The following is a 17,119-nucleotide window of genomic DNA, read 5'->3' as shown; positions in this document are numbered from 1 at the left end:
GGACGGCGGTGGGAATTACCTGAGCGTTTTGGTTGACTTTGGGGCGCGGATCCAGTGTTATTTGCCCGGCGGTGTCGGGGCCGACGGCAGCGGATGGATCGGTTTCGAGTCGACCGTCGGGGCGTGATCGGTGGCATCGCCGGGACGCCCGAGCAAGGTGGTGCGCGTTCGCACCTCGGGAGTCGTCACGGATGCGGCGCTTCCCGGCTCATCCATCGTCGTGTCCAGAGGAGCCGTTATGGATGCCAATCTGGAGCAGAAATACGACCTCGACGTCGTACGCTGGTTCACGGTCATGGCCGTGGTCTATCTGGTCGTCGGCGCCGCGGTCGGGGTCTACATCGCCTCCGAGCTCGCCTGGCCGGCGCTGAACTTCGACTCCCCCTATCTCTCCTTCGGGCGGCTGCGCCCGCTCCACACCAACGCCGTCATCTTCGCCTTCGGCGGCTGTACCCTGATGGCCACCGCCTTCTACACCGTGCAACGCACCTGCGGGGTGCGGTTGTGGAGTCCGCGGCTGGCGCGCTTCACCTTCTGGGGCTGGAACCTGGTGATCCTGCTGGCGGTGATCACCCTGCCGCTGGGGCTGACCCAGTCGAAGGAGTACGCCGAGCTGGAGTGGCCGATCGACATCCTCATCGCGGTGGTGTGGCTGGCCTTCACCATCAACTTCATCATGACCATCGCCCGGCGCAAGACCTCGCACATCTATGTGTCGAACTGGTTCTTCCTCGGCATGATGGTGATGATCGTCTATCTCCACGTGGTCAACAGCCTCGCCATCCCGGTCGGGCTGTTCAAGTCCTACTCCATCTTCTCCGGGGTGCAGGACGCGATGATCCAGTGGTGGTGGGGGCACAACGCCGTCGGCTTCTATCTCACCGCCGGCTTCCTCGGCATCATGTATTACTTCGTGCCCAAGCAGGCCGGTCGTCCGGTCTACTCCTATCGCCTCTCGGTGATCCACTTCTGGTCGCTGATGTTCGGCTACGTCTGGCTCGGCGCCCATCATCTGCAGTACACCGCGCTGCCCGACTGGACCGGCTCGCTCGGTGCGGCGGTCTCGATCGCCATGATCATCCCCTCCTGGGGCGGAGCGGTGAACGGCATGATGACCCTCTCCGGGGCCTGGGACCGGTTGCGCACCGACTATGTGCTGCGCTTCCTGATCATCGCCCTGGCCTTCTACGCGATGTCGACCTTCGAGGGACCGGTGATGTCGCTGAAGACCGTCAACGCCCTCTCGCACTACACCGACTGGACCATCGGTCACGTCCACTCCGGGGCGCTCGGCTGGGTCGCCGGTATCTCCATCGGCGCCATCTACCACCTGATGACCCGGCTCTATCACACCGAGATGTACTCGATACGGCTGATCAACCTGCACTTCTGGACCGCCACCATCGGCACCGTGATCTATATCGTCGCGATGTGGGTCTCGGGGATCATGCAGGGGTTGATGTGGCGCGCCTATGACGAGTACGGGACCCTCGCCTACACCTTCGTCGAGTCGGTCGACGCCATGCATCCCTACTACGCGATGCGCGCCACCGGCGGCATGATCTTCCTGTTCGGCGCCGTGATCATGCTGTTCAACGTGCTGATGACCGTGCGCAAGTCGCTCGCCGAGGGCAATCTCGATCGTGCCCGCGCGCTGCCGGCGCCGGCCTGAACCGGAGTTGTCCCATGAGCAGGCAGAAGACCAAGCCGAAGAGCTTCCAGGAGTGGATGGAAGTCAATATCTGGGGGCTGCTGATCGTGCTCGCCCTGGTGCTGTCGGTCGGCGGGCTGGTGGAGATCGTGCCGCTGTTCTACATGAAGAACACCATGGAGCACGCGCGCTTCCCCGAGATCGTCTGGGCCAAGGCCGGCGAGGCGCCGATCGTCACCGTCGATGCCGACGGGCGCGAGCAGTGGAACTGGACCGCGGGCGAGGGGGTGCGTCCCTACACCCCGCTGGAGCTGGTCGGGCGTGATATCTACCAGCGCGAGGGCTGCTACACCTGTCACTCGCAGATGGTGCGCCCCTTCCGCGACGAGAAGGAGCGCTACGGTCACTACTCGCTCGCCTCCGAGTCGATGTTCGACCACCCCTTCCAGTGGGGCTCCAAGCGCACCGGGCCGGACCTGGCGCGGGTCGGCGGCAAGTACTCCGACGCCTGGCACCGCCAGCACCTGCGCGACCCGCGTGCGGTGGTGCCCGAGTCGGTGATGCCCGGCTATCCCTGGCTCGATACCCGCTACCCCAGCGGCTGGCGGATCCAGTGGCACATGCGCGGGCTGCGCTCGCTCGGCGTGCCCTACACCGAGGCCGACATCGAGGCCGCCCCGGCGCTGCTCGAGGGCAAGACCGAGATGGACGCCCTGGTGGCCTATCTGCAGGTGCTCGGCACCATGGTCGCACTCGACGAGGCCAAGACCTACCGTGAATAGCCTCAGCGATTACTTCCACACCGACTGGCAGGCGATGACGGTCAACGACTGGATCGGCACCATCCTCACCGTGGTGGTCTTCGTGCTGATGGTGGTGGCCTACTTCCTGGTCTTCCGCCCGAAGAACCGCGACCGTCTCGAGTCCATGAAGCACATCCCCTTCGATGACGACGACGACGAAGGCACGGGAGCGCGCGATGGCCGACCATAACCCCTTCCCCGGCGAGAACAACACCGGTCATATCTGGGACAGCGACCTGCGCGAGCTGCAGAACCCGCCGCCGCGCTGGTGGATGATCGGCTTCTGGACCTCGATCCTGTGGGTGATCGGCTACACCATCCTCTACCCGAGCTGGCCGGTGGGCGAGGAGCCCACCCCCGGCATCCTCGGCTGGACCCAGATCGAGGAGTACGAGCGGGGGGTGGCGCAGATCGAGGCGCGGCGCGCCGAGTTCGAGTCACGCATCGGCGCGCTCGGGGTCGAGGAGATCCTCGCCGACCCCGGGCTCACCCAGTACACCCTGGCCTCGGCCAAGGTACTGTTCGGCGACAACTGCGCCGCCTGTCACGGCAGCGGCGGTCAGGGCAACCCCGGCTATCCGGTGCTCGCCGACGACGACTGGCTCTATGGCGGCAGCACCGCCAAGCTCACCGAGACCATCACCCAGGGGCGCAAGGGCAACATGCTGGCGCATCAGGACATCCTCAGCGCCGAGGAGGTCGACACCCTGGCGCGCTGGACGGTCGAGATGAGTCAGGGCGAGCCGGGCAGCGAGGCCGGTTGGCAGCTGTTCTCGACCAAGGGCTGCAGCGGCTGTCACGGACCGACGGCCAACGGCGTGCTCGCCGAGCTGCCCGGCGGCGAGGTGATCACCGTCGGCGCGGCCGATCTCACCGACCGCATCTGGCGCTTCGAGCCCGGCGGTTACGAGAGCGCGCGCCATACCATCCTCTACGGCGTCAACCAGTCCGGGGTGGAGCAGACCCGCGAGGCGGTGATGCCCGCCTTCGGGCCGACCGCGCGGGTCGAGGACGTCGAGATCCGCCGTCTCGATCCCCAGGAGATCAAGAAGCTGGTGGTCTACGTGCGCCTGCTCGGCGGTGGTCTCTGAGACGCCGGTGCTTGGTCATGGGGTGCCGCGCCCCAATGCTCTGACCGGTACGCTGCCCCTGACCGCCGAGTCGTGGGGCATCAATCGGGGCGGTCGTGCCCCGTCGCAGCGGGGTCTCGCCCCGAGGGATGTCGATGAGTAGCCGAGATCGCGCCACCGAGGTCGAGGGTCTGTACGCCGAGGCCGCGCAGTGGCATGTCAACGCCGGCGGCGAGACCATCCACGCCAAGCGGCTGGCGGGTCGCTGGCGCACCTTCAAGTGGCTCACCGCCTCGGTCTGGCTGGTGTTCTTCCTCGGACCCTATGTGCGCTGGGACGGTCGTCAGGCGGTGCTCTTCGACATCCCCAACCGTCAGTACCACCTGTTCGGCGCCACCGTGCTGCCGCAGGACTTCTGGATGCTCTCGCTGCTGCTGCTGTTCTTCGCCATCCTGCTGGCGGTGGTGACTGCGGTGGTGGGTCGCGCCTGGTGCGGGTACTTCTGCTTCCAGACGGTGTGGACCGATGTCTTCACCTGGATCGAGGAACGCCTCGAGGGGCCGCCGGCGGCGCGCCGTCGGCTCGACCAGGCGCCGTTCGCCGTCAGGCTGCGGGCGCGCCTGCCCAAGCACCTGCTGTGGCTGGTGATCGGCTGGTTCACCGGCTTCAGCTTCGTCGCCTGGTTCGTCGACGCGCCAACGCTGTGGTGGACCTTCTTCACCGGCGAGGCCGGGGTTGCGGCCTATGTCACCGTGGCTCTGTTCACCGCCGGTACCTATGTGCTTGCCGGCTTCCTGCGCGAACAGGTCTGCTTCTGGCTCTGTCCCTATGCGCGCATCCAGGGGGTGATGCTCGATCCCACCACCCTGGTGCCGGCCTATGACACCGGGCGTGGCGAGCCGCGCGGACGGTTGCGGCGGGGCGGCGAGGCCGCCGCCGGGCAGGGCGACTGCATCGACTGCAACCAGTGCGTCGCGGTCTGTCCCACCGGGGTCGACATCCGCCAGGGGCAGCAGGAGGGCTGCATCACCTGCGCGCTGTGCATCGACGCCTGCGATCAGGTGATGGACAAGGTCGGTAAGGCGCGCGGACTGATCCGCTACGCCTCGCTCGACGAACTCGAGGGACGACCGACCCGGCCCCTGGCACTGCGCCCGCGGGTCTGGCTCTATGGCGGCATCCTCACCCTGGCGCTCGCCGGGATCGTCTACGGTCTGGCCTCGCTCGCCGCGCTCGATCTCAAGGTGCTGCACGAGCGCGCGCCGCTGTTCGTGCGTCTGAGCGACGGTTCGATCCAGAACCGCTATACCCTCAAACTGCTCAACAAGACCCCGGACCCGCTCGCCGTCGAGATCCGGGTGAGCGGACCGCCCGGGCTCGAGGTGAGCGGGCTGGAGCGGCCGATCCAGGCCGCCGCCGGGGTGGTGACCCCGGCGCTGGTGTTCGTGCGGGTGCCGGAGTCGGCGCTCGCCGCCGAGCAGCAGCCGGTGGTCTTCCATGCCGAGGCGCGCCGTCGCGACGGCCAGCGGCTCGACACCGCGCGCGAGAGCGTGTTCATCGCCCCCGCGCCCTGAGTTGCCGTGCCCGTCCCGACGGGTGCGGAGGAGGTCAAGATGCCGATACAGTCGGGCGCCGTCCATCCGGCGCAACCCCTCCCGGCCTGGCGCAGCCCCTGGGTGATCGCCTGGGTCGGGCTGATCGTGGTGGTGTTGCTGGTCAACCTGCTGATGGTCTATCTCGCCGTCGCCACCAACCCCGGTCTGGTCAACGCCGACTACTACGAGCGCGGTCAGGACTACGAGCGCACCCTGGTCTCGCGTCGCGCGCGCGATCCGGGTTGGGTGATGCAGGCCGACATCCCGCCGCTGCAGCCGGGGCGCGTCGAGGCGATCCGGCTGTTCCTGGTCGATCGCGCCGGCCAGCCGGTCGAGGCCGACGCCGTCACCCTCCACGCCTATCGCCCGGCCGACGCCGCGCGCGACTTCAGCGTACCGATGCGCCGCGAGGGCGCGGGGCGCTATGTCGCCGAGGTCGCCTTCCCGCTGCCCGGGGTCTGGGACACCCTGATCGCCGTGGGGCACGGCGAGGACGAGTACAGCCTCGACCAGCGTCTCGAGGTCGGCACGCGCTGACGCCTGGGCGATGGACGCGATCATCGAGGAGCATGCGCCGACGACCGGGGAGGCGCCCGCGCGCTGCCATCACTGCGGTCTGCCGATCGGGCCCGGCGGTGGCGAGCGGGCACGGATCGCCGGGGTCGAGCGCCGCTTCTGTTGCAGCGGTTGCAAGGGGGTGTGCGAGGCGATCCATGCCGCCGGGCTCGAGGGCTTCTATCGCCGTACCGGCGCCGACGAGCTGTTGGCGCCGCCGCCCGAGCCGCCGCGCGACCTCGAGCACTACGATCTCGACGCGGTGCAGCAGGCCTTCACCGACACCAGCGCGCGCTGCCGCGACATCCAGCTCCAGGTCGAGGGCATCCACTGCGCCGCCTGCGTGTGGCTGATCGAGAACGGTCTGCAGTCGCTGCCCGGGGTCGAGGAGGCGCGGGTCAACCTCACCGGACGGCGGCTGCGACTGCGCTGGGACAGCGAGCGGCTGCGCCTGTCGCGGGTGCTCGCTCGGCTCGCCGCGCTCGGCTATGCCGCCGTCCCCTTCGACCCGGAGGCCGCCGAGGGTGCGCTGGCGCGCGAGAACCGCGACCTGCTGTTCCGTCTCGCCTGGGCCGGGTTCGCGATGATGAACCTGCTGTGGATCTCGATCGCGCTCTACAGCGGCGCCGATCAGGGCGAGTTCCGCGGGCTCTTCCACTGGCTCGGGTTCGCCCTGGCCACCCCGACCCTGCTCTATTCGGGCGCACCCTTCTTCCGTGGCGCCTGGGCCGGGCTGCGCCACGCCCGACTGGGCATGGACCTGCCGATCGCCATCGGGGTCAGTGTGACCTACGGCTATTCGCTCGCCGTCACCCTGGGGTTGGGCGACCAAGGGCACGTCTACTGGGACACCGTGGTCAACTTCCTCTTCGTGATCCTGCTCGGGCGTTATCTCGAGGCGCTCTCGCGACGACGCGCGGTGGCCTCGACCCAACGCCTGTTCGACCTCCAGCCCCGGGTGGCGACGGTGCTCGACGCGCACGGCGAGCCGTGCCTGGTTGCGGTGCGCGCGATCACCCCGGGGATGACGGTGCTGGTGCGTCCCGGCGAGCGCATCGCCGTCGACGGCGAGGTCATCGCCGGCGAGAGCGGCGTCGATGAATCGATGCTCAGCGGCGAGTCGCGCCCGGTCGCCAAGGGGCCGGGCGCGACGGTCGCCGCCGGTACCCTCAACGGCGCCGGCGCGTTGCGGTTGCGCGTCGGCGGGGTGCTCGCCGAGACCGCGCTGGGGCGGATCATCGCCCTGGTCGAGTCGGCGCAGAGTTCGCGCGCACCGATCCAGCGTCTCGCCGACCGGGTGGTGCCCTGGTTCGTCGCCGCCACCCTGGGGCTGGCGCTCGTCACCTTCATGATCTGGGTGCGTCACGACCTCGAGTCGGCGCTGATGGCGGCGACCGCGGTGCTGATCGTCACCTGTCCCTGCGCCTTCGGGCTGGCCACGCCGATGGCCGTGGCGGTGGCCTCGGGGCGGGGGGCGGCGCGCGGCATCCTGATCAAGCACGGCGCGGTGCTCGAACGGCTCTCGGCGATCCGTCATCTGGTCTTCGACAAGACCGGCACCCTCACCGAGGGCCGGGCGCGGGTGGTGGCGTTGCGTGCCCCCGATGAGGACTGGCGCGCACCCGAGACCGGGCTGACCGAGGCGCAGCGCGCGGCCCTGGCCGCGCTCGGCGCGCTCGAGCAGCACTCCGAGCACCCGCTGGCGCGCGCCGTGGTCGCCTGTTGCGCGGCGCTCGGCGTGGCGCACGGCGGGCTGCCGGTCACGGGGTTCGTCGCGCTGCCCGGTCGCGGGGTACGGGGGCGGGTGGCAGGGCGGGAGGTGCTCGCCGGCCGCGCCGAGTGGCTGGCCGGGGCGGGTGTGGCGCTGCCCGAGGGCGAGCCCGGCGAGGTCTGTTGCGCGATCGACGGCGAACTGGTGCTGGCGCTGCGTATCGAGGACCGGCTGCGCGCCGATGCCGTGCAGGCGTTGGCGCGGTTACGCGCCGCGGGGCTGCGCCTGACCCTGCTCAGCGGCGATCGCGCGGCGCGCGCGCGCGCCGTGGCCGAGCGTCTCGGCGGCATGGCGACCATCGCCGAGGTGCTGCCCGAGGACAAGGCGCGGGTGGTCGAGCGGCTGCGCGCCGAGGGCGCGGCGGTGGCCATGGTCGGCGATGGCGTCAACGACGCCCCGGCGCTGGTGGCCGCCGATGTCGGCATCGCCATGGGCAGCGGCACCGATGTCTCGATCGAGTGCGCCGACATCGTGCTGATGGCGGGCGAACTCGAACGCGTGGCGGAGGCCGTGGTGCTGGCGCGGCGCACCCTGCGCGCGATCCGCCAGAACATCGCCATCTCGATGACCTACAACCTGATCATGGTGCCGCTGGCGATGGCCGGTATCATCACCCCGCTGATCGCCGCGGTGTCGATGCCGCTCAGCTCGCTGGCGGTGATCGCCAACTCTGCGCGTATCCGCCCCGGTCTCGACGACTCACCGGGACCGGCGCGCGCACCTCGCTGATTCGCGGAGACCGACCGATGGACGTCATCTATGCACTGATCCCGGGCATGCTGGTGCTCGGCCTGGCCGCGGTCGCGGTGCTGTTCTGGGCCGCGCGCAACGGCCAGTTCGACGACCTCGACGGCGACGGGCGGCGCATCCTCATGGACGAGGACGAGATCGACCCGCGCCGCCTCCCCGACGCCGACCCCGACGAGGAGTCGCCGCCGGGGCGCGCCCCGGACGACCGTCTCAGGTACTGAAGCCGGCGACCTGGGTGTTGAGGGTGCCGACCTGGGTGCGCAGCCCGGTGGCGCTCTCGGCGATCAGCGCGCTGCCCTGACTGCTCTCCTCGGAGACGTCGTGGATCGCGCGGATGCGGGTGTCGACCTGCTCGGAGAGCGCGTGCTGCTGCTCGACCGCCTCGACGATCTCGCGGTTGACCGCGCTGATCTCGGCCACCGACTCGACGATCTCACCGAGCGCCTGCATCGTCGCCGCGGCCTGCTCGGCGCTCTGGTTGGCCTCGGTCATGCCGCGTCTGAGCGTTTCGGCGGTGCGCTGGCTCTCGCTCTGCAACTGCTCGATACGCTCGCGGATGTCGTCGGTGGCCAGCCGGGTCTTGGTGGCGAGCTGACGGATCTCGCCCGAGACCACGGCGAAGCCACGCCCGTGCTCGCCGGCGCGCGCCGCCTCGATTGCGGCGTTGAGCGCGAGCAGATTGGTCTGATCGGCGATCTCGCGGATCAGGTCGACCACCTCGCCGATCGACTGGCTCTGCGCCGAGAGCGATCCGGCCTGCTCCGAGGCGCCGTCGAGCTGGCCGGCGAGCTGGCTGACCAGGGTGTTGAGCCGGCCGATCTGGCCGCTGCCGTGCTCCACCCGTTGCTCGGCGCTGTGTCCCGAGGCCAGCCCGCGCTGGGCGCTCGCCAGGGTGTGTCCGGCGTGGCCGAGCATCTGCTCGACGAAGCGTCGCGCCTCCTCGGCGTCCTGGCGCTGACGCCGCGCGCCGTCGCGGGTCTGGTGGGCGAGGGCGGCGAGCTGGTCGCTGTCGAGCTGGACCCGACCGGCGACCTCGGTCATCACCCGGATGCTCTCCTGGAAGCGATCGAGCATGCGGTTGAAGGCGAGCGCCGTCTCGCCGGCCTCGGTGGCGTTTTCCACCGGCGCGCGCAACCGCAGGTCGCCGCTCTCGACGATCTGTTGCATGGTGCGCATGGTGTCGAGCCAGACCGTGCGGGCACCGTGCTCGACCACGTTGAGCCCCTCGTCCTCCTCCTCCGGGCTGACCCGCAGATCGTGGAACAGCCGCAGTCCGAGGAACACCACCAGGCCGCTGCCGAAGGCCCAGGCGAACACCGCCGCCACCCCGATCAGCTGCACCCCGAGCTGACTGAGGTGGCCGCCGGTGGCGAGCTGGTCGGCGGGGGCGAAGAGGGCGAGCGCCAGCGTCCCCCAGACCCCGCCGAAGCCGTGCGCGGCGATCGCCCCGACCGGGTCGTCGAGCCGCGCGAGATGGAGCAGCGCCGATTCGATGCCATAGACCAGCAGACCGCCGATCGCACCGATCCACAGCGCGTTGCCCGGCTCGACGAAGGCGCAGCCGGCGGTGATCGAGACCAGCCCGGCGAGGGTGCCGTTGAGCACCCGCTCGACCGGGACCCGGCCCTGATTGAGGGTGAGCGCGAGCAGCAGGCTGGCGAGCCCGCCGGCGCACGCCGAGAGCACGGTGTTGAGGATGATCTTGGGCACCGAGGCATCGGCGGCCAGGGCGCTGCCGCCGTTGAAGCCGAACCAGCCGAACCAGAGGATGAAGATGCCGAGCGTGGCCAGCAGCAGGTTGTGACCGGGGATGGGCTGCGGCTCGCCCTGCACGTCGAAGCGCCCGCGGCGGGGGCCGAGCACGATCACCCCGGCGAGCGCCACCCAGCCGCCGACCGAGTGCACCACGGTGGAGCCGGCGAAGTCCATGAAGCCCATTGCCTCGAGCCAGCCGGGGGTGGTGTCGGCGAAGGCGCTGCCCCAGGCCCAGTGTCCCGAGACCGGATAGATCAGCAGGCTGATCATCGCCGAGATGATCAGATAGGCGTTGAACTTCATCCGCTCGGCCACGGCGCCGGCGACGATGGTTGCGGCGGTGCCGACGAAGGTCGCCTGGAAGAGGAAGAAGGCATAGTCGCCGGGCGCGTCGAGCAACGAGCCGTTGAAGCCGTGCAGCCCGATCCAGCCGTTCTGGCTGGTGCCGAACATCAGCGCGAAGCCGATCAGCCAGAACAGGATCACCGCGACCAGGAAGTCGCTGATGTTCTTGATCGCGACGTTGTAGCTGTTCTTGGCGCGCACCAGGCCGGACTCGAGCGCGGTGAACCCGGCCTGCATCAGGAACACCAGTCCGGCGGCGATCAGTACCCAGATGAGATCGAGTCGTGCACCGACATCGAGCGCTTCTGGTGGTGCGGCGAACACATTGGGGCAGAAGGCAAGGGAAAGAATAATAAGGGCTTTGTGCATGTCCGGGTCCGATCCTTGATGAGTGACTGATCGATATTGGTGCATGTCGATCGGGCGTCACCTCGATGCCCCTTTTTAAAGCATGGGATATGCCAATCTGGTGTTTGTCCTGCCCTTATCAGGGCAAGATGCTGTCGTTGCCGGTGAGGTCAAGTCGGGGTTGATGGACGGCGGACGAGTGGTCTGGTGTGCGGCGAGGGGCCATGTGGTGTGGCGGGAGGAGCGGGTGCAGCCCTCAGGCGCCGAGCCGTAGCGCCGGGGCCAGGGCGCTGCCGAGTACGAGTAGGCCGGTGAGGATGGCGCCGGCGGCGGTGCGCCATTGCAGCTGGCCGATCAGGGTCGCCTCGTCGCCGCTGGCGATCAGTGGCTGCAGTCGTGGGTCGGGGCCGCGTCCCACGCGTGGTCGCGGCGGGGTCGCGGCGAGCTGGCGCTCGGCGTGCTCGGCAAGCCGCGCGGCCTTGGTGCGTGCCCGCTCCCACTCGTCGAGATCGATCTCGCCGTCGCCGTTGCGATCGAGCGCACGCATCCGCTCGGGATCGCGTTTCCAGCGGTTGAGCAGCGCGCGGGTGAGGCGATCGCGCGCCTCGGGACCGCGTCGCGGGGTCTCGAGATGACCGAGGATATAAAGCAGGTCGTGGTGTTCGATGCGCTCCTCGCGCATCCGCCAGCGCCGCGCGCCGCCGAACAGTTGCTGCCAGGCGCTCGGCGCGGTGCCGGGGGGCGCGCCGCGGTGTGGGCCATACCAGACCCGCGCGCGATGACAGCGTATCTGGGCGCCGCGTGGGTCGACCAGACACTGCCCGCTGCCGTCGTCGATCAGGAAGGGGGTCTCGGAGCTGTCCGCCTCGACCTTGACCCAGCGCTGCTGCCGGCCGCTGTCGCGGCGCTCCTCGATACGGTAGCGATACCACAGACAGGGGGCGCCGGTGAGCGGTGCCAGCAGGGGCGCCTGGTGGGGCGCGGCCAGTCCCTGCAGCTCGACCTGTCCCTGGGCGGCGGAGCGGATCCGTGCCGTTGGGGTGTCGGTGACCCGGCGCAGGTCGTGGTAGCGGCCGAGGGTCCAGCGCAGCGCGAACAGCGCCGCGGCGGTGACGATCGTCCAGCCGATCCAGAACTGCTCGGCCGGGGTCTGCGCCAGGGCATCGGCGAGCGTCTCGAGCATGGTCGCCGGCTCAGCCGAACAGGGCGTCGAGATCGACGTCGGCGCGCGCCTCGCTGAACTCGAGGAGGCTCGCCGGGGTGAAGCCGAGCCGGCGCGCGATCAGCAGATCGGGGAACTGCGCGAGCCGGACGTTGAGCAGATTGACGCTCTCGTTGTAGAGCTCGCGACGGTCGGCGATGGTGTCCTCGAGCTGGCTGATCCGCGCCCCGAGGTCGCGGAAGGCGCGGTCGGCCTGCAGCTCGGGGTAGGACTCGGCGATCGCCAGCAGCTGACCGAGTCCGGCGCGCAGCGCGGTCTCGGCGGTGCCGAGCTGGCGCAGGTCGCCGCGCTCGCGGGCGGCGAACACCGCCCCGCGCGCCTCGACCACGCGCTGCAGGGTCTCCTGTTCATAGCGCATGTATTGACGACAGACGCTGACCAGCTTGGGCAGCTCATCGTGACGCTGCTTGAGCACGACATCGATGTTCGACCAGTTCTTGGCCACCTGATGCTTGAGCCGCACCAGGGCGTTGTAGACGGCGATCGCGTAGATGGCGAGCAGCGCCAGGGCGACCAGCAGGATGACAAGCGTCAGGCTCATGGCTGTGACCTCGTGTGGTGTCCGTCGGGCCGTGTGCATCCGCGTCCGGCACGCACGCCATGCTACACGCCCCTCCCGACCCTGTCCCGGATCCGGTCTATGCTTTGGGGGGATCGTCACGTCGGTGTCGGTCGATTCCGTGATAAGGGCACGAGCCCCTTGCTGAGACGGTCGTCGGTCGTCACGGCAGGGGCGGGACAGGGATGCTTAATGATGCTGCGGATGTTCATCACTGGGGTACTGTTGCTGCTGCCGGAACTGGTCGGCGCCGAGTCGCCCCTGCCGGTGACCACGGTCGAGCTGGGGGCGGTGCTGGTGCATCCGGTGCGCGAGGCGCCGGCCGAGGCGGTGGCACTCAACGACACCCGGCTCGGTGCCGAGATCAACGGGGTGATCGCCGCGATCGATGTGGCCGTCGGCGATCGGGTCGAGCGCGGTCAGGTCCTCGCCCGGGTCGACTGCACCCCGCACCGCATCGAGGTCGCCCGCGCCCGCGCCGCGCTCGATGCCGGGCGTGCCACCCTGGAGTTCAGCGAGCTGCAGCTCGACAACGCGCGCCGGCTCTCGGAGCGACGCAGCATCTCGCAGGAGGAACTCGACAAGCGCGAGGCCGACGCGCGCACCCGCAAGGCCGAGCTCGACCGGCTCCAGGCCGCGCTCGACGCCGCCGAGTACACCGCCTCCAAGTGCACCATCGCCGCGCCACTCAATGCGGTGGTGATCGAGCGCATCGCCAGCGTCGGCGACTATGCGGTGCCCGGTACCCAGATCCTGCGTCTGCTCGACGACGAGAACGTGGAGGTCAGCGCCAAGGTCCAGGAGCAGGATCTCGACGGTCTGGAGGCCGCTGCCGAGATGCGCTTCGCCGGTCGGTTGCGCGACCATCCGGTGCGGCTGCGCACCGTGCTGCCGCTCCTCGAGCGGCGGCTGCGCACCTACGAGGTCCGGCTGCGCTTCGCCGCCGAACCGGCGCCACCGGGTGCCACCGGGCGGTTGCGCTGGCGGGTCGGCGGCGGGCGCATCCCCGCCGATCTGTTGGTGCAGCGCGATGGCGGTCTCGGGGTGTTCGTGCTCGCCGACGGCCACGCACGCTTCCTGCCGCTGCCCGAGGCGCGTGCGGGCCACCCGGCGGCCACCAGTCTGGCACCGGCCACCCGGCTGATCGTCGACGGGCGCTTCCGGGTCGAGGACGGTCAGGCGGTGAGGGTGGATTGAGACGGCCATGTTCGCGCTGCTGATCCGCAACCACGTCCTCACCAACCTGACCTTTCTGCTGGTGGTGGTGCTCGGCGCCATCGCCTATCTGCAGCTGCCGCGCGAGCAGGACCCGAGCGTCAACTTCAATTGGGTGACGGTGCGGGTGATCTGGCCCGGGGCCTCGGCCGAGGACGTCGAGACCCGGGTGACCGAACCGCTGGAGGAGGGCATCGAGCGGGTCGACGACACCAAGTTCGTCAGCAGCAACAGCCGCCAGGGGATCGCCTCGATCCTGGTGCGCTTCGAGGACATCGGTCCCGCGGCCTTCGACAAGCGCATGGACGACCTCAGGCGCGAGATCCAGAGCCAGCTGCGCGAGCTGCCGGCCGATGCGCGCCAGCCCGAGATCGTCGAGGTCAGTAGCGCCAACGCCTTCCCCACCGCCACCCTGGCGCTGGTCGGGCGCGCCGCCGACGAGCAGCTGCGCCGCTCGGCGGTGCAGGTGCGCAAGGACCTGCAGCGGATGTCCGGGGTCGACCGGGTCGAAAGCATCGGTCAGACCGACCCCGAGCTGCAGGTCGACTTCTCCCCCGAGCACCTGGTCGGGCTCGGCGTCTCGCCGGTCGATCTCGCCGATACCGTCACCGCCTATTTTCGCGATCTCGCCGCCGGCAGTATCTCGCTGGGCGATCAGCAGTGGTTCGTGCGCGTGGTCGGTACCAGCGACGATCCGCGCTATCTCGAGGACCTGCCGATCGTCACCGCCTTGGGTGAGTTGCCGCTGCGCTCGGTGGCCGAGATCGTGCGCGGTCATGACGAGCCCGACGAACTGGTGCGCTACGGCGGGCATCCGGCGGTGTTGCTGTCGGTGTTCAAGGCCGACCAGATCAACAACATCGAGCTGCTCGCGCGCATCCGCGACTACATGGACGGGGCCAACGCCGGGTTCGCCACCCTGGGCCTGGAGTTGGTGCTGCTCGAGGATCAGACCCTGGCCACCCAGCACGCGGTGCGGGTGATGGAGCGCAACGCCCTGGTCGGGCTGGCGCTGGTGCTGGTGATGGTGTGGCTGTTTCTCGGCCTGCGGGTGGCGGTGCTCACCAGCATCGGCATCCCCTTCGTGCTCGGCGGGGTGTTCATCCTGCTCGCGTTGTTCGGCCAGACGCTCAACTCGACCACCCTGCTGGCGGTGGTGATCAGCCTGGGGATGCTGGTCGACGATGCGGTGGTGGTGGTCGAGGCGATCTACTACAAGCTGCGCGAGGGCTACGAGGGGGTGGCCGCGGCCGTTGCCGGGTTGCAGGAGGTGGCGGTGCCGGTGGGCTCGGCGGTGCTCACTACCATCGCCGCCTTCCTGCCGTTGATGCTGATTCCCGGGGTGCTCGGCGATTACATGAAGTTCGTCCCGGCGGTGGTCACCCTGGCGCTGTTGATCAGCCTGGTCGAGGCCTACTGGATGCTGCCGAGCCATATGCTCGAGGCGCGCGTCGACCCGGCTCATCCCGGCAAGGTGCAACGCGCCCGGTTGCGCGCCACCGACTGGTTGCGGCGGCGCTTCGCGCGGGCACTGGTGCGTTTCCTCGGGCTGCGCTGGTGGATCGCGCCGCTCGGTGCGGTGCTGCTCGGCGGTGCGGTGGCGATGGTCGCCGGCGGGCTGGTGCGGGTCGACTATTTCGCCACCGATCTCTATCGGCTGTTCTACATCAACGTCGAGATGCCGCCCGGCACCAAGGTCGAGAAGACCCTCGCCACCCTCGAGACGATCGAGCAGCGGGTGCGCGCCGAGCTGCGTGAGGGCGAGGCGCGGGCGCTGATCAGCTATGCCGGGCAGCGCTTCACCGAGACCGAGCCGATGTTCGGCGAGGAGAAGGGGCAGGTGTTCGTCAGCCTCGAACCGGCCGCGCCCGGACGGCGCGGGGTCGAGGCGCTGATCTCGGCGGTGCGCGCGGCGGTCGAGGCGGTGCCGGGACCGCTCGAGGTCTCCTTCCTGCGGCGCAAGATCGGGCCGCCGACGCTCAAGGCGATCAACGTCAAGGTGCGTGGCGACGACGTCGCCGAGCTGCGCGCGGCCAGCGCCGAGATCAAGCGCTTCCTCGCCGCCACCCCGGGGGTGGTCGACATCAGCGACGACGACACCCGCGGGCGCATGGAGCTGGAGGTGCGTCTCGACCCCGATGCCATCGTTCGCGCCGGGTTGAGCCCGGCCGAGGTGGTGCGGATGGTGCGCCTCTATGCCGACGGCGAGGTGGTGGCGAGCATGCAGCACCAGGGCGAGCGGCTCGAGGTGCGGGTGCGCGGCGCGCCGCGCGCGCTGCTCGACACCCGCTCCTTCCTCGATCATCCGGTGGGGCTGCCTGACGGCAGCGAGATCGCCCTCGGCAAGCTGCTGCGGGTCGAGACCCAGCGCACCACCAGTAACATCCGTCACTACGATTTCCGGCGCGCGATCACCGTCGAGGCCGACATCGACAGCACCCGGACCGACACCGTCAGCGCCAATCTCGCCATCCGCGCCTTTTGGGCCGAGACCCGTGATCGCTACCCCGGCGTCGACATCGATCTCACCGGGCAGAACGACGACATCGAGGAGAGTCTCAATGCCATCCTGGTGCTGTTCGTCGTCGGTCTCGGGCTGATCTATCTCATCCTCGGCGCCCAGTTCGTCAGCTACCGCCAGCCGCTGCTGGTGCTCGCCACCGTGCCGATGGCCTTCATCGGCGTGGTGGTGGGACTGTTCGCCAGCGCCAATCCGCTGAGCCTCTACACCCTCTACGGGGTGGTGGCGCTGGCCGGGATCGCGGCCAACGACTGTATCGTGCTGATCAGCACCGCCAACCGCTATCTCGCCAACGGGCTGGGGGTGGCGCGCGCCGTCGTCGCCGCCGCGCGCCGCCGGGTGGTGCCGATCATCATCACCTCGCTGACCACCATCGCCGGGCTGGTGTCGCTGGCCACCGGGCTCGCCGGCGAGTCGTTGATGTGGGGGCCGGTGGCCACCGCGATCGTCTGGGGGCTCGGCTTCTCGACCCTGCTGACGCTGTTCTTCATCCCCGCGCTCTATCTCGTCTTCACCCGCCCGCCGCCCTCGCCGCTGCAGCGCCTGGCACTGCTGCCGCTGCTCGTCGAGGGCGAGCCCGGGCCCTGGGCGCGGTGGTCGGAGCGGCTCGGTGGCGGGGCCCGGCGCGCGCGCGTCGCGGCCGCGCGCATCCCCGATCTGGAGTGGCGCGAGCGCTATCGCGCCGCGGTCGCCGCGGTCGACGCCGGCGAGCTGGAGCCGGCGATCCGCGAGCTGCAGTGGCTCGCCGACCAGGCCCCGGAGTCGACCCTGTTCGCCTCCGCGCTGGTGCAGGCGCTGTTGCTCTATCTCCACCGTCTGGGTGGCGATGCCGGTTATGTCGAGCGCGCCCGGCGTTATCTCGCGCGTGCTCGCCGGCTCGACCCCCAGGCCCGTCACCTGCTCGAACTCGAACGCGTGCTGCGCGGTTTCGAGACCGAGAGCGCGGCCTGAGCGGTCAT

The 17,119-nt window shown here is 69.7% G+C and carries 13 protein-coding genes; 10 read left to right on the top strand and 3 right to left on the bottom strand.

The annotated features are described in order from the left end of the window. Positions 1-238: 238 nt before the first annotated feature. The 8 genes from ccoN (at position 239) to ccoS (ending at position 8,416) form a co-directional block, all read left to right on the top strand. Entirely contained in the window at positions 239-1,672 is a 1,434-nt protein-coding gene (gene ccoN, locus EBL85_RS03880) for a cytochrome-c oxidase, cbb3-type subunit I (RefSeq protein ID WP_005222653.1), read from the top strand. A 14-nt stretch (positions 1,673-1,686) separates the two neighbouring features. Further along, positions 1,687-2,433, top strand: coding sequence for a cytochrome-c oxidase, cbb3-type subunit II (gene ccoO, locus EBL85_RS03875; RefSeq protein WP_123140099.1), 747 nt, complete (start codon positions 1,687-1,689; stop codon positions 2,431-2,433). Continuing rightward, complete coding sequence (locus tag EBL85_RS03870) at positions 2,426-2,644, top strand: CcoQ/FixQ family Cbb3-type cytochrome c oxidase assembly chaperone (protein ID WP_123142218.1); 219 nt, start codon at positions 2,426-2,428, stop codon at positions 2,642-2,644. The genes ccoO and EBL85_RS03870 overlap by 8 nt, the downstream gene beginning before the upstream one ends. Next, on the top strand, positions 2,631-3,545 hold the full coding sequence (ccoP, locus tag EBL85_RS03865) for a cytochrome-c oxidase, cbb3-type subunit III (protein ID WP_123140101.1): 915 nt from the start codon (positions 2,631-2,633) through the stop codon (positions 3,543-3,545). Before EBL85_RS03870 ends, ccoP begins: the two co-directional genes overlap by 14 nt. A gap of 134 nt (positions 3,546-3,679) precedes the next feature. Continuing rightward, complete coding sequence (gene ccoG / locus EBL85_RS03860; RefSeq protein ID WP_123142217.1) at positions 3,680-5,098, top strand: cytochrome c oxidase accessory protein CcoG; 1,419 nt, start codon at positions 3,680-3,682, stop codon at positions 5,096-5,098. Between the two features lie 39 nt (positions 5,099-5,137). After that, the gene (locus tag EBL85_RS03855; protein WP_123140102.1) at positions 5,138-5,656 is read left to right on the top strand and encodes a FixH family protein; all 519 of its coding nucleotides are present in this window, start codon (positions 5,138-5,140) and stop codon (positions 5,654-5,656) included. A 10-nt stretch (positions 5,657-5,666) separates the two neighbouring features. Next, positions 5,667-8,174 carry a heavy metal translocating P-type ATPase gene (locus EBL85_RS03850; RefSeq protein WP_123142216.1) on the top strand — a complete coding sequence of 836 codons (2,508 nt, stop codon included), beginning with the start codon at positions 5,667-5,669 and terminating at the stop codon, positions 8,172-8,174. A 17-nt stretch (positions 8,175-8,191) separates the two neighbouring features. Further along, positions 8,192-8,416, top strand: coding sequence for a cbb3-type cytochrome oxidase assembly protein CcoS (ccoS, locus tag EBL85_RS03845; RefSeq protein WP_123142215.1), 225 nt, complete (start codon positions 8,192-8,194; stop codon positions 8,414-8,416). On the opposite strand, the gene amt is transcribed toward ccoS, so the two are convergent. From amt to EBL85_RS03830, 3 genes are all read right to left on the bottom strand, one after another. Then, positions 8,406-10,664, bottom strand: a complete 2,259-nt coding sequence (gene amt / locus EBL85_RS03840) for an ammonium transporter (RefSeq protein ID WP_123142214.1) — start codon at positions 10,662-10,664, stop codon at positions 8,406-8,408. The two genes, ccoS and amt, sit on opposite strands and share 11 nt — an antisense overlap. Before the next feature lie 235 nt (positions 10,665-10,899). Then, on the bottom strand, positions 10,900-11,826 hold the full coding sequence (locus EBL85_RS03835) for a GIDE domain-containing protein (protein WP_123142213.1): 927 nt from the start codon (positions 11,824-11,826) through the stop codon (positions 10,900-10,902). Positions 11,827-11,836: 10 nt separating this feature from the next. Beyond that, positions 11,837-12,406 (bottom strand): LemA family protein, encoded by a 570-nt coding sequence (locus tag EBL85_RS03830; RefSeq protein WP_123142212.1) that lies wholly within the window; start codon positions 12,404-12,406, stop codon positions 11,837-11,839. 210 nt (positions 12,407-12,616) lie between these two features. On the opposite strand from EBL85_RS03830, the gene EBL85_RS03825 reads away from it, so the two are divergent. Further along, positions 12,617-13,621: an efflux RND transporter periplasmic adaptor subunit gene (locus tag EBL85_RS03825; RefSeq protein WP_123140107.1), complete on the top strand. Its 1,005-nt coding sequence runs from the start codon at positions 12,617-12,619 to the stop codon at positions 13,619-13,621. Positions 13,622-13,628: 7 nt separating this feature from the next. Further along, entirely contained in the window at positions 13,629-17,111 is a 3,483-nt protein-coding gene (locus EBL85_RS03820; RefSeq protein ID WP_123140108.1) for an efflux RND transporter permease subunit, read from the top strand. Positions 17,112-17,119 lie beyond the last annotated feature (8 nt).

Origin of the sequence: Marichromatium sp. AB32, assembly GCF_003718675.1 — a bacterium.
Lineage (GTDB): Bacteria > Pseudomonadota > Gammaproteobacteria > Chromatiales > Chromatiaceae > Marichromatium > Marichromatium gracile.
The sequence above is the reverse complement of the archived record's forward strand: the minus strand, read 5'-3'. Positions and strand labels throughout refer to the sequence as shown.